The sequence below is a fragment of the Pseudomonas sp. 10-1B genome (assembly GCF_000935045.1).
GTDB lineage: Bacteria > Pseudomonadota > Gammaproteobacteria > Pseudomonadales > Pseudomonadaceae > Aquipseudomonas.
The window spans coordinates 37,136-48,971 of sequence record NZ_JYKS01000018.1; the positions used below are offsets into that span (position 1 = coordinate 37,136).

General features: G+C 62.5%; 12 protein-coding genes. 11 read left to right on the top strand and 1 reads right to left on the bottom strand.

What is annotated here, in order from left to right:
• The first annotated feature begins 71 nt into the window (after positions 1-71).
• Genes TZ03_RS12265 through TZ03_RS12305 form a run of 10 tightly spaced genes read left to right on the top strand, consistent with a single transcriptional unit; the run spans position 72 to position 8,963 of the window.
• Positions 72-689: an acyltransferase gene (locus TZ03_RS12265; protein ID WP_051097868.1), complete on the top strand. Its 618-nt coding sequence runs from the start codon at positions 72-74 to the stop codon at positions 687-689.
• Positions 682-1,638 (top strand): glycosyltransferase family 2 protein, encoded by a 957-nt coding sequence (locus TZ03_RS12270; RefSeq protein ID WP_051097869.1) that lies wholly within the window; start codon positions 682-684, stop codon positions 1,636-1,638. The genes TZ03_RS12265 and TZ03_RS12270 overlap by 8 nt, the downstream gene beginning before the upstream one ends.
• 8 nt (positions 1,639-1,646) lie before the next feature.
• Complete coding sequence (locus TZ03_RS12275; RefSeq protein WP_051097870.1) at positions 1,647-2,171, top strand: serine O-acetyltransferase; 525 nt, start codon at positions 1,647-1,649, stop codon at positions 2,169-2,171.
• Between the two features lie 5 nt (positions 2,172-2,176).
• The gene (locus TZ03_RS12280; RefSeq protein ID WP_051097871.1) at positions 2,177-3,154 is read left to right on the top strand and encodes a glycosyltransferase family 2 protein; all 978 of its coding nucleotides are present in this window, start codon (positions 2,177-2,179) and stop codon (positions 3,152-3,154) included.
• 11 nt (positions 3,155-3,165) lie between these two features.
• On the top strand, positions 3,166-4,170 hold the full coding sequence (locus tag TZ03_RS12285; RefSeq protein ID WP_051097872.1) for a VirK/YbjX family protein: 1,005 nt from the start codon (positions 3,166-3,168) through the stop codon (positions 4,168-4,170).
• 47 nt (positions 4,171-4,217) lie between these two features.
• Positions 4,218-5,420 (top strand): glycosyltransferase, encoded by a 1,203-nt coding sequence (locus tag TZ03_RS12290; RefSeq protein WP_051097873.1) that lies wholly within the window; start codon positions 4,218-4,220, stop codon positions 5,418-5,420.
• Positions 5,417-6,604 carry a glycosyltransferase family 2 protein gene (locus TZ03_RS12295; RefSeq protein WP_051097874.1) on the top strand — a complete coding sequence of 396 codons (1,188 nt, stop codon included), beginning with the start codon at positions 5,417-5,419 and terminating at the stop codon, positions 6,602-6,604. The genes TZ03_RS12290 and TZ03_RS12295 overlap by 4 nt, the downstream gene beginning before the upstream one ends.
• On the top strand, positions 6,604-7,362 hold the full coding sequence (locus TZ03_RS12300) for a WecB/TagA/CpsF family glycosyltransferase (protein WP_051097875.1): 759 nt from the start codon (positions 6,604-6,606) through the stop codon (positions 7,360-7,362). Before TZ03_RS12295 ends, TZ03_RS12300 begins: the two co-directional genes overlap by 1 nt.
• The gene (locus TZ03_RS31100; RefSeq protein ID WP_160297742.1) at positions 7,359-7,502 is read left to right on the top strand and encodes a hypothetical protein; all 144 of its coding nucleotides are present in this window, start codon (positions 7,359-7,361) and stop codon (positions 7,500-7,502) included. The genes TZ03_RS12300 and TZ03_RS31100 overlap by 4 nt, the downstream gene beginning before the upstream one ends.
• Before the next feature lie 39 nt (positions 7,503-7,541).
• A complete protein-coding gene (locus TZ03_RS12305) occupies positions 7,542-8,963 on the top strand; it encodes an undecaprenyl-phosphate glucose phosphotransferase (protein ID WP_051097876.1) in 1,422 nt (473 codons plus the stop codon).
• A gap of 280 nt (positions 8,964-9,243) precedes the next feature.
• Here TZ03_RS12305 and TZ03_RS12310 read toward each other — a convergent pair whose 3' ends face one another.
• Positions 9,244-10,185, bottom strand: coding sequence for a LysR substrate-binding domain-containing protein (locus TZ03_RS12310; protein ID WP_051097877.1), 942 nt, complete (start codon positions 10,183-10,185; stop codon positions 9,244-9,246).
• Positions 10,186-10,331: 146 nt separating this feature from the next.
• Between TZ03_RS12310 and TZ03_RS12315 the strand changes: the two genes are divergently transcribed.
• Positions 10,332-11,708, top strand: coding sequence for an L-serine ammonia-lyase (locus TZ03_RS12315; RefSeq protein ID WP_051097878.1), 1,377 nt, complete (start codon positions 10,332-10,334; stop codon positions 11,706-11,708).
• Positions 11,709-11,836: the final 128 nt, after the last annotated feature.

Below are 11,836 nucleotides of genomic sequence, written 5' to 3' on the forward strand. Positions count from 1 at the left end.
AGCACCAAGAAGAACGAGACCGGGACGCCTCAGGGACACTTCAGATTGTTTTGATCATGAGGCCTGGAAGCATGAATGGATGGATACGCAAGGCAGTGGCGCATTATGTCAATGCAACCGGGCGAGGAAGCTCGTTTTACAGGAAGTACTGCGATCCTTCGGGGCTCGAGTGGGGCGCCTACCTCACCCGCTGGGGCAACTTTCACTCGGTGGGTAGCAACTTCTATGTCAACACCGGCTGCAAGTTCACCGACCCATCGCTGGTGCGCATCGGTAACAGTGTCGGGTTGTCCGACTGCACACTGATCGGCCATGACGGGGTGGTATTGCTGATCGAGCATCGCTTTGGCAAACACCTTGATTCCGTCGGCTATATCGATATCAAGGACAATTGCTTCATCGGCCATGGTGCGATCGTCATGCCCCGCGTGACCATCGGGCCTGAATCGATCGTGGCCGCAGGCTCGGTGGTGACCAAGGACGTACCGCCAGGCACGGTGTTCGGTGGCAACCCGGCACAGTTCATCTGCACCACCGAAGCGTTGATCGCACGGGTCGAGGCACGTTGCGAAGCTTACCCGTGGATCGACCTGATCAAGCAGCGCAACGGCGCCTATGACCCAGAGGTGGAGCCGCTGCTGATGGCGCAAAGACGCCAGTACTTCTTCGGGGAGGGCAACAATGGCTAGCAAACCCGTGGATGTCATGGTGGTCAATTTCAATACCGCCGCATTGCTGCAGCCGATGTTCGATGCGCTGCGCCGGGCCGACAGCGAACGGCTGGCCAGTTACCTGGTGGTAGACAACGCCTCGGTCGATGACTCGCTGCAGCGCATGGCCCAGGTGTGCCCTGAAGCACTGTTGCTGAGCAACAAGCAGAATGTGGGTTTCGGCCGCGCCAACAACCAGTTGCTGGCACACCTGAAGGGCCGCTACGCGCTGCTGCTCAACACCGATGCCTTCGTTGCCGCCGACTCCCTGCAGAAAACCCTCGACTACATGGAGGCCCACCCGGAATGTGGAGTACTGGGGGTTCGCCTCGAGGGCCGCGATGGCGACCTGCAACCGAGCTGCCGCTACTTCCCCACACCCCTGAACATCTTCGTCGGGCGTACCGGGCTGGGGCGCTTTTTCCCGGGTTTGAAAATGGTCGACGAAATGAGCTGGGACCATGCCTCGGTACGCGAGTGTGACTGGCTGCCCGGCTGTTTTTACCTGGTACGCCGCGAAGTGCTCGACCAGGTGGGCCTGTTCGACCCACGCTACTTCCTTTATTACGAGGAGGTCGACCACTGCAAGCGGGTGAAGGCTGCGGGCTGGAAGGTGGTGTTCTACCCCCACACCACGGTGGTGCATATCGGTGGTGAAAGCTCCAAGTCGGTGGCCGAACTGGAGGCGGCCAGCCGGCAGATCTCTGCATACCAGATCGAGAGCGAACTGCTGTACTTCCGCAAGCATCACGGGGTAGCCGGGCTTGCCCTGCACATGCTGCTGGTCACCCTGGGCGACCTGGTGCTGGCACTCAAGGCACTGTTGAAACGACGTGGCTGGGGCGCGATACAGGCCTGCTGGCGTCACTGCCAGGCGACCTGGTCACTGCTGTTCAAGACCCGCTACGCCAGCCAACCGACAAGGTAGGTGAAGCCATGTTCGAGAATATACGTGCGGACCTGCGCGCCCACGGTGGGGACTGGGGCGCCCAGGGTTTCTGGGTACTGCTGGTATATCGTTTTGGCCGCTGGCGCTATGGCGTGCGCCCGGCGCTGCTGCGCAAGTTGTGCTCGGTCATCTACAAGGTCCTGTTCAAATTCGTGCAGATCATCACTGGCATCGAACTGCCATGCGAGGTGGTGATTGGCCGCAACTTCGTCATCGACCATTTCGGCGGCATCGTCATCAGTGGCTATGCCCGGTTTGGCGATGATTGCCGCATACGCAACGGCGTGGTGGTGGGCTTGAAGAACGTCAGCGAGCCGATTGCCCCGGTCTTCGGCAACAACGTCGATATCGGCACCGGGGCCAAGGTGCTGGGCAGCATCCGCATTGGCGACAACGTGATCATCGGCGCCAATGCCGTGGTGCTGGTGGACGTGCCGGACAACTCCCTGGCGGTGGGCGTGCCGGCCACCATCAAGGCCCGGCAACCGGCCGCCACGGCGTCCGTCGAATGAGGCCCATGGCGACAGTGATCGGCGTGGTGGTCATTGGCCGAAACGAAGGCCCGCGGCTGGAGCGCTGCCTGCGTTCGCTGCTGCAGGGGGCGGACAAGGTCATGTACGTCGACTCGGGCTCTACGGACGGTTCGCTGCAGTTGGCCCGTAGCCTGGGGGTGGAGGTACTGGCGCTCGACATGGGCGTCCCGTTCACTGCCGCGCGCGCTCGTAACGAAGGCTTTACCGCCTTGCAGCGGCTGCTGCCGTCGATGCGCCTGGTGCAGTTCGTCGATGGCGATTGCGAGGTGGATACGGGCTGGCTGGCCACCGCGCAGGCGTTTCTCGCCGACCAGCCACAGGTGGCGGTGGTGTGTGGCCGCCGGCGGGAGCGCTTCCCCCAGCGTTCGGTGTACAACCTGCTGTGCGACCTGGAATGGGACACCCCCATCGGCGAGGCCAAGGCCTGTGGCGGCGATGCGCTGATGCGGGTGGACGCTTTTGTCGCCGTCGGTGGCTTCCGCCCCGACCTGATCGCCGGCGAGGAACCTGAGCTGTGCGTGCGCTTGCGGGCGAATGGCTGGAAAGTCTGGCGCCTGGACGCCGAGATGACTCTGCACGACGCCGCCATGACCCGTTTCAGCCAATGGTGGCGGCGTAGCCTGCGCGCCGGCCATGCCTATGCCGAGGGGGCTTATCTGCATGGCCGCGCGCCGGAACGGCACTGGCTGCGCGAGTCGCGCCGGGCCTGGCTATGGGGCTTGGGCATACCCGTAGCGATCGTGGCGGCCTGCCTGCTGTTGGGTGGCTGGGGCCTGCTGTTGCTGTTGATCTACCCGCTGCAGGCCGTGCGCCTGGCACGCCGCGGCGGCAAGTCGGCGCGGGAAAACTGGCTGCAGGCGGTGTTTCTGGTGTTGGGCAAGTTCCCGGAAATGCTCGGGCAGTTGAAGTTCTTGTGGCACCGTTTTGCCGCCGGCAAATCGGCCTTGATCGAGTACAAGTAAGAGGGATGCCCATGATGCTTGGCACGCTCGTGAAAAGTGTGTTCACCCTGCAACCGGGCTACTCGTTGCGGGCGCTGAACAACAAGTACAAGTTGACCTTGCAGATTGCCAGGCAATGGCCTGCATTGAGTGCGTTCATGCAACGGATGACGGCCGCACTGGGCCAGCAACGCTTGCAAAGGCTGGGCGTCGATTGCATTGGTATCGTGCAATGGCCCTATATCAGCAAATGCTGGGAAACTGCGCAGCGCCTGGACGTGCTGGCTTCGCACTACGAAGTGATGGCCGGACAGTTTCCGGCGCTGGTGCTGCTGGGGCGTGATGACAGCCAGACGCTTTGCGACCTGTCCAGCCATTCGCCGGGCTGCCGCCTGGTCCTGGACCGGCCGGTCTGGTTCAGGCGCGAGGGCGAACTGGTGCTGAACCTGTTCCAGGGTGACCTGCGCGTGGCGTCCCTGGCGTTTACCCTGTGCCGCACCCAGGGTGAACTGTGCCTGTTCATCGGTGCCGTGCAGGGCATTCACAAAGGTGTCGACAGCGAAACCTCGCTGGCCATCTACCGCGACCTGACCAAAGACTTCGAGGGCCTGCGCCCGCGCAGCCTGCTGCTCGAAGCATTGAAATGCCTGGCCAGGGCACTGGGCGTGGTGCACCTGTACGCCGTCAGCGATGCCTGCCGGCACCATCGCCACCCGTACTTTGGCAGTGACAAGGCCCAGGACCTGGCGGCCAACTACGACGTCATCTGGCAGGAAAGCGGCGCCACAGCGTCGAACCGTGAGGACTTCTTCGCCATCCCGCTAGCCCCAGCACAGCGGGCGGAACACGATATCCCAGCGAAGAAACGGGCAATGTACCGCCGCCGCCAGGCATTGCTCGACGATGTATTCGCCTGCTTGCAGGCAGCATTGCCAGGCGGCAGTGACAACCTTGGACTACAAGGGAAACAGGGGGATGCATTTGCTGTGAGTGCATCGGCAGTGGACAGACCGCCCGTAGTCGACAGCCTGAAGTGAAGGTTGGCATGGGAGGTCGGTCATCAAGGGCTTGGATCTGGATTCGTATGCGCATCGCTTACTTCATCAATCAGTACCCGAAAGTCAGTCACAGTTTCATCCGCCGCGAGATCCTGGCGCTGGAGCGCCAGGGGGTAGCGGTGCAGCGTATTGCCCTGCGCGGGTGGGACGCTGAACTGCAGGACGCCGAGGATGCCACGGAACGGGACAAGACCCGTTATGTGCTGCAAGGCGGCGTCAAGGGGTTGCTGACGCCGACATTGCAGGTGCTGCGCGCGCAACCGCAACGGTTCTTCCGCGGGCTGTGGCTGGCCATGCGCCTTGGCCAGCGGGCCGACCGCGCCTGGCCCTACCACCTGGTCTACCTGGCCGAAGCCTGCCAGCTGCTGCAGTGGTTGCAGGCCGGCGAGGCAAAACACGTGCATGCACATTTCGGCACCAATTCCACCGAGGTGGTAATGCTGGCCAACGTGTTGGGCGGGCCGGCCTACAGCTTCACCGTGCATGGGCCGGAAGAGTTCGACAAACCGCAATTCCTGCACATGGGGGAAAAAGTGCGGCGTGCCGCCTTTGTCGCGGCGGTGAGCTCCTACGGGCGCAGTCAGCTGTTTCGTTGGGTGGCGCACGAGCATTGGGCCAAGGTGAAGGTGGTGCACTGCGGCCTTGAGCGCGGTTTTCATGAGGTGGCGCCGGTCAGCGTACCCACGGCGCCACGGCTGGTGTGCGTCGGGCGCCTGTGCGAACAGAAGGGGCAACTGTTGTTGCTCGAAGCTGCGCGGATACTGGCCGCCCAATCGCTTGCCTTCGAACTGGTGCTGGCGGGCGACGGCGAGATGCGCGGGCAGATCGAGGCGTTGATTGCCCAGCACGGCCTGCAGCAGCACGTACGCATTACCGGTTGGATCAGCAGCGCACAAGTGCGCGAGGAGATCCTCGCCGCCCGTGCGCTGGTCCTGCCCAGTTTCGCCGAGGGCTTGCCGGTGGTGATCATGGAGGCCATGGCCTTGCGCCGGCCGGTGCTGACCACCTATGTGGCGGGTATTCCGGAGCTGGTGAGCCCGGGCGAGAACGGCTGGTTATTCCCCGCCGGCGCCGTGGACGAGCTGGCTGCGGCCATGGCCGAGTGCCTGGCGCAACCCGCCGAGGTACTGCAGCGCATGGGGGAGGCGGCCTACCAACGTGTGCTGCAACGGCATGATATTGACACCGAGGCGGCCAAGCTGGCCGGTTATTTCAAGGCATCCGCATGATGAGTGTATTGGGTTGGTTACTGGGCCTGGCGGCGGTCATCGCCCTGGTGCCTGTGTCGGTATTTTTCGCTCAGGTGCTGTTGGCGTGCCTGCCGACGCGTTCACAGCCGTCAGGCCAGGGTGGGCGTCCGTCAGTAGCGGTATTGGTACCTGCGCATGATGAGGCGTCGATCATTGGCGCGACGCTGGCGAGCATTTGCCCGCAATTGCAGGACGGGGACCGCCTTCTGGTGGTAGCGGACAACTGCACCGACGACACCGCGCGGCTGGCCCGCGCGGCTGGGGCCGAAGTTGTGGAACGCCACGATGCACTATTGCGTGGCAAGGGCTACGCGCTGGATTTCGGCGTGCAGCACCTTGCACAGTGCCCCCCCGAAGTGGTGATTGTCGTGGATGCCGATTGTCAGGTGGCCGAGGGCGCGATTGACCGCCTGGCCCGCCGTTACCGCGAAGTCGCGCGTCCAGTGCAGTCGCTGTACCTGATGCGCGCACCCGCAGGTGCCGGGATGAAAGTGCAGGTGGCCGAATTTGCCTGGCGGGTGAAGAACCTGGTACGCCCGCGTGGCTGGGCTCGGCTGGGGCTGCCGTGCCAGTTGATGGGCGCGGGCATGGCGTTCGGCTGGCGCGACCTGGCCTTGATCAACCTGGCCAATGGTCACCTGGTCGAGGATGTGAAACTCGGCCTGGACCTGTGCCAGCAGGGCAAGCCCCCCATATTCTGCCCGCAAGCCCTGGTCACCAGCCAGTTTCCTGCCAGCCAGCAAGGCCTGAACAGCCAACGCACGCGCTGGGAGCATGGGCACCTGGGCCTGATGCTGGCCGATGCGCCGAAGCGTGCGCTGGCCGCGATAAAAGGCGGTAACGGTAGCTTGCTGGCCATGACCCTGGACCTGCTGGTGCCACCCCTGGCGTTGCTGGTACTGGCTTTGCTGGGGCTGAACCTGGTGGCCTGGTTGACGTACCTGCTGGTCGGCCTTGCGGCACCTGCGTGGATCGCCCTTGGCGCATTGGGCATGCTGGGCCTTGCCGTAGTGCTTGCATGGGCGCGCTTCTGTCGCGAGTTGATCCCGTTTTCCGTGCTGCTGTACGCGCCTTTTTACGCCGCAAGGAAGATCCCCTTGTATCTGAGTTTCCTGATCAAGCGCCAGGTTGAATGGGTGCGGTCGAAACGGGATGACGACTGATGGCTGAGTGGCTGTGGCAGAAACGCTGGAAGCGCATTGTCGACAAGCTCGAGGTAGTGCGTGACGAGGTCGCGGCGCAGCACCTGCTCGACGGGCTGGCCGCACCTGAAAGCCCAACCGTGCTGGGTTTCGTCAATGCTCATGCAATGAACCTGGTGGTACGCGACGGCGAGTACTGCCACGCGTTGTCGGCAGCCGACGTGCTGCTGCGCGACGGTTCCGGCATGGCGATCCTGTATCGCCGCCTGGGGCTCGAACCCGGGCTGAACATGAATGGTACCGACTTCATTCCCAGGATCATGGCCGCATACCGCGGACGCCGGGTTGCCTTCTGGGGGACGCAGCAACCGTACCTGAACCACGCCGTGCAGCGCAGCGAAGCCTTGTTCGGCGTGGTCCCGGTGTCGGTTCACGACGGTTTTGCCAGTGTCGATACCTACCTGCGTTTGGCCAGGGAACTGCAACCAGAACTGATCGTGCTGGGCATGGGCATGCCCAAGCAGGAGGCCGTGGCGGCAAGGCTGGCGGCCATTGGCGGGCCGTGCCTGATCGTGTGCGGCGGGGCGATCCTGGATTTTCTCGGCGGCAAGGTCAGCCGGGCGCCCGAGTGGCTGCGGCGCTTGGGGGGCGAGTGGGTGTACCGATTGTTGCGCGAGCCGAAACGTTTGTTCATGCGTTATGTGCTGGGCAATCCGTTGTTCTTGCTGCGCACCTTGTTGTGCCGCAAGGCCGCGGTTTCGGCCAGGCGCACGGTATGAATCGGCCAAAATCCGCGTGGGTGGTGATTCCGGGCACGTCGGCGGCAGGCGGCTGCTACAGTGAGATCAATGGCTTGGGAGAGCTGCACGATCCTGCTGCACTGGCTTTGCATGCGCTGTTTTCAACACTTGATGTTTGATGGAAGGCACTTGCTACGCTCAAATTGATGAGGTCTGAAATGGTTTTCGAACCCAGAAGCAGTCGTTCCTTACTCCAGAGAAGAAGCAGCGTAAGTAACGCCATTCAAGCCGGCCTCGATGGAATTGCGGTCACCGGTATTGCCTGGTACCTGATCTATGACCAGTTCGGTTACATCACTTCCGATTATGTGATCATGCTGTTGTTGCTGATTGGCGCACTGGCCGTCATTTACGATCATTATGCGATCTACCGTACCAACGTCGGGCTTTCCATCAAGGCCTTCCGCCTGTTCAAGGCCTGGTCGGCAACCTTTTGCTTCCTCGTGGTCATGGCCTTCCTGACCAAGCAGAGCGAAACCTATTCCCGCTTGCTGGTCGTGCAGTTGTTCATCATTGGTTATGTTGCCCAGTTGTTCCTGCACTTTGCCGTGCGTGAATTGCAAAAGCGTTTTACCGCGCATGCGCGCCTGGATAATGCCCTGATCATTGGTGCCGGTGACCTGGCCAACTTCCTGTATCAGAAAATCAGCAACAACCCCTGGTTTGGCGAGCGAGTGCTGGGTTGCGTGCTGATCGACCAGGACGATGAGCCTGGGCGGGAAGGTGCCGAGGGCAAGCTGCGCCTACCGGTGCTCGGGCATATTGCCGACCTGGACGAGATCGTCGCCCAGCATGGTATCCGTACTGTGTACCTGGTGACACCGCTCGGCGGCTCCGAGGTGATCAACGATGTGTACTTCAAGCTGCTCGACAAGTGCATCGCGGTCAACTGGGTGCCGGATATCTTCTCGTTGCGCCTGATCAACCACAGTGTGCGGGAAATTGCCGGTATTCCTGTACTGACCTTGTCTGAAACACCGCTGACGGGTATGAGCCTGTTCTTGAAGAACCTCGAGGACCGGGTATTGGCTGCGCTGATCCTGCTGTTTGCATCACCTGTGTTGCTGGCTGTTGCGCTTGCGATCAAGATCGATAGCCGCGGCCCGGTGTTCTTCCGCCAGGAGCGCACTGGCTGGACCGGGGAGTCGTTCCGTATATGGAAGTTCAGGAGCATGCATGTTCACCAGCCGGAGGAGGGCGTGGTCAAACAGGCGCAGAAGAATGACCCGCGGCTGACCCGGGTGGGTGCCTTTATCCGCCGTACCAGCCTGGATGAACTGCCGCAGTTGTTCAATGTGCTGACCGGGGAAATGTCGCTGGTCGGGCCGCGGCCGCATGCGTTGCAACATGACACGTTGTATTCGCAAGACATCGTCGACTACTTTGCCCGCCACAACATCAAGCCTGGCATGACCGGCCTGGCGCAAGTGCGCGGGTTCAGGGGTGAAACCAAGGATATCGAGCAGATGATCCAGCGGGTGGACTCGGACATCGAGTACATCAACAACTGGTCACTGTGGCTGGATTTCGTGATTCTGGTACGTACCCTCAATGCCTTTACCGGCAAGCAGGCTTATTGAGACTGGATGTGCTTTTTGTAGCGGCCCCGGCAATTGGTGCTGCGCCGCGCAATCCTGGGGCCGCTTCGCGGCCCTTCGCGGGCACGCCCGCTCCCACAGGGATCGCATCAGGGCTGACAGGCGTTGGCCACAAGATATGCAGCGCCTGTGGCGAGCACCTGGCAACCCTGATGCCCGAAACCTGCACAGTACCTGTGGGAGCTGGCTTGCCGGCGATGAGGCCAGTCCAGGCAATACAAGACAGTTGCTCCCATAGCGCAAACAACCACATGCAAGCAGATTACTCCTTGCTCAGCGGGTGCAACTCCCTGAACCCCCGTGCTTCCTCCACCAGCCAGTCATGCACCGCCCGCGCCCCTGGCTGGTTCAACCCGCCCGGCGGGTAATGCACCACGTAGCGCTTGTGGTTGGCGATCGGTACCCCGAACGGCACAATCAGTGCGCCGCGCTCCAGTTCATCGTTGAGCAGCGTGCGTCGGGCGATTGCCACACCAATGCCGGCAATCGCCGCTTCGATGGTGAGGTGGTTGCGGTTGAAGGTGTGCCCGCGTCGCACATCCAGGCCCGCGGCGCCGATGCCCTCCAGGTAAAACTCCCATTCGGCATATTCCGAACTGCCGCGCCAGGCGGTGATGTCATGCAGCAGCGGGTAGTGCGCCAGGTCCGCAGGCCCGTGCAGCGGCGGGCGGCCGCGTAGCAGGGTGGGTGAACACACCGGAAAGATTTGCTCGTCCAGCAGCGGTGTCGAGAGCATGCCGGGGTAGCTGCCATCGTTCAGGTCGATGGCCAGGTCGAAATCGCCCGGGGTCAACGCCTGGGCGCTGTCTTCGGCCACCAGGCGCAGCTCGATGTCCGGGTAGCGCTGCTGGAAACGTGGCAGGCGTGGCGTGAGCCATTTGGCCAGGAACGACGGGATCGAACGCAGGCGCAAGGTGCCGCGGATTTCACCGGCGTCCAGGCGCAGCAGCTCGGCCTCGATACTGCCGTAGGCCTCGGCCACCGTCTGGGCCAGGCGTTGCCCTTCGGCGCTCAGCTCCACGCCGCGTGCCCGGCGCAGGAACAGCCGGTAGCCCAGGCGCTCTTCCAGCTGGCGCATCTGCTGGCTGACCGCACCCGGGGTGATGTGCAGCTCTTCGGCGCAGCGGGTGAAGGACAGGTGCCGGGCCGCACAGGCGAACACATGCAGCCAGACGAACATCTGGCCATTGAGTTGTCGTCGCATCGTTTAGTACCGCTAAAGCCTTGCTTAGGAAGTTTCGTTGGTCATCCGTGAGCCAGCGCGTCAGTATCGCGCAAATTGGCAATACCGCTCAATTTTTCCAGATAACCGTGCGTTGGTTTCATACCCGCCCACGGTCAGGCATTAGCATGGCTATCAGTGTTTTCGACCTTTTCAAAATCGGCATCGGGCCGTCCAGTTCTCATACCGTGGGCCCGATGCGGGCGGCGGCTACGTTTGCCCAGGCCCTGCGGGAACAGGGCCTGTTGGCCCAGGTAGACCGCGTGGTGGTGCGGCTGTATGGCTCGCTGTCGGCCACCGGGGTTGGTCATGCCACCGACCGCGCCTGCCTGCTCGGCCTGATGGGGCAGTGGCCGGACCGCATCGACCCAGCCACCATCGAGCCGCGCATTGGCCAGGTGATACAGGAGCACTGCCTGATGCTCGATGGCAGCCATCCGCTGGCGTTCGAGTACAGCCGCGACATGTTGCTGCTCGACGAAAACCTGCCGTATCACCCCAATGCCATGACCCTGGAGGCCATGGGCGGGCAGCGCAGCCTGTTGCATCAAACCTACTATTCGGTGGGCGGTGGCTTCATTGTCGAGCAGGCCGAGATCGATGCGCCGCAAGGCGCAACCAACGCGCTGGTGCTGCCGTATGAGTTCGACAGTGCTGCCCAGTTGCTGGCCTTGTGCAAGACCCACGGCTTGAGCGTGGCGCAACTGATGCTGGCCAACGAATGTGCCTGGCGCCCGGAGGCCGAGGTGCGTGAAGGCCTGCTGCGCATCTGGGCCGCCATGCGCGAATGCGTCGACAACGGGCTGCGCAACGAGGGCATCCTGCCTGGCGGGTTGCACGTCAAGCGCCGCGCGGCGCGGCTGCACCGCAGCCTGCAGGAACTGGGCAAACCCAACGTGATCGGCTCTACCCTCAGCGCCATGGAGTGGGTCAACCTGTTCGCCCTGGCGGTGAATGAAGAAAATGCCGCCGGCGGGCGCATGGTCACCGCGCCTACCAATGGTGCGGCCGGCATCATCCCGGCAGTGCTGCATTACTACATGAAGTTCAACCCAGGCGCTTGCGATGCGGATGTGGTGGACTTCCTGCTGGCCGCTGCGGCGGTCGGTATCCTGTGCAAGAAGAACGCGTCGATTTCGGGTGCCGAGGTCGGCTGCCAGGGTGAGGTGGGTTCGGCCTGTTCGATGGCCGCTGCCGGCCTGGCCCAGGTATTGGGCGCTACGCCGCCGCAGCTGGAAAACGCCGCCGAGATTGCCTTGGAGCACAACCTTGGGCTGACCTGCGACCCGGTCGGCGGCCTGGTGCAGGTGCCATGCATCGAGCGTAATGCGATCGCCGCGGTGAAGGCGATCAATGCAGTGCAGATGGCATTGCGTGGAGATGGCGAGCACTTCATCTCGCTCGACCGGGTGATCCGCACCATGCGTGATACCGGGGCGGACATGCATGCCAACTACAAGGAGACCTCGCGCGGCGGTTTGGCCGTTGCGTTTGTCGAGTGTTGAGTTAGCGGCTCCTGTGGGAGCAACTGTCTTGTATTGCCTCGGCTGGCCTCATCGCCGGCAAGCCAGCTCCTATCAAACAAAACATAAGTCATTGTTTTATAAGGTTTTATTTAAGAGGCCTTTACCAG

What these genes read in the sequence shown, in the direction of transcription:
- TZ03_RS12310 (WP_051097877.1), bottom strand. Translation starts at nt 10,185, where the DNA reads ATGCGACGACAACTCAATGGCCAGATGTTCGTCTGGCTGCATGTGTTC.
- TZ03_RS12295 (WP_051097874.1), top strand. Translation starts at nt 5,417, where the DNA reads ATGATGAGTGTATTGGGTTGGTTACTGGGCCTGGCGGCGGTCATCGCC.
- TZ03_RS31100 (WP_160297742.1), top strand. Translation starts at nt 7,359, where the DNA reads ATGAATCGGCCAAAATCCGCGTGGGTGGTGATTCCGGGCACGTCGGCG.
- TZ03_RS12305 (WP_051097876.1), top strand. Translation starts at nt 7,542, where the DNA reads ATGGTTTTCGAACCCAGAAGCAGTCGTTCCTTACTCCAGAGAAGAAGC.
- TZ03_RS12280 (WP_051097871.1), top strand. Translation starts at nt 2,177, where the DNA reads ATGGCGACAGTGATCGGCGTGGTGGTCATTGGCCGAAACGAAGGCCCG.
- TZ03_RS12270 (WP_051097869.1), top strand. Translation starts at nt 682, where the DNA reads ATGGCTAGCAAACCCGTGGATGTCATGGTGGTCAATTTCAATACCGCC.
- TZ03_RS12275 (WP_051097870.1), top strand. Translation starts at nt 1,647, where the DNA reads ATGTTCGAGAATATACGTGCGGACCTGCGCGCCCACGGTGGGGACTGG.
- TZ03_RS12300 (WP_051097875.1), top strand. Translation starts at nt 6,604, where the DNA reads ATGGCTGAGTGGCTGTGGCAGAAACGCTGGAAGCGCATTGTCGACAAG.
- TZ03_RS12315 (WP_051097878.1), top strand. Translation starts at nt 10,332, where the DNA reads ATGGCTATCAGTGTTTTCGACCTTTTCAAAATCGGCATCGGGCCGTCC.
- TZ03_RS12265 (WP_051097868.1), top strand. Translation starts at nt 72, where the DNA reads ATGAATGGATGGATACGCAAGGCAGTGGCGCATTATGTCAATGCAACC.
- TZ03_RS12290 (WP_051097873.1), top strand. Translation starts at nt 4,218, where the DNA reads ATGCGCATCGCTTACTTCATCAATCAGTACCCGAAAGTCAGTCACAGT.
- TZ03_RS12285 (WP_051097872.1), top strand. Translation starts at nt 3,166, where the DNA reads ATGATGCTTGGCACGCTCGTGAAAAGTGTGTTCACCCTGCAACCGGGC.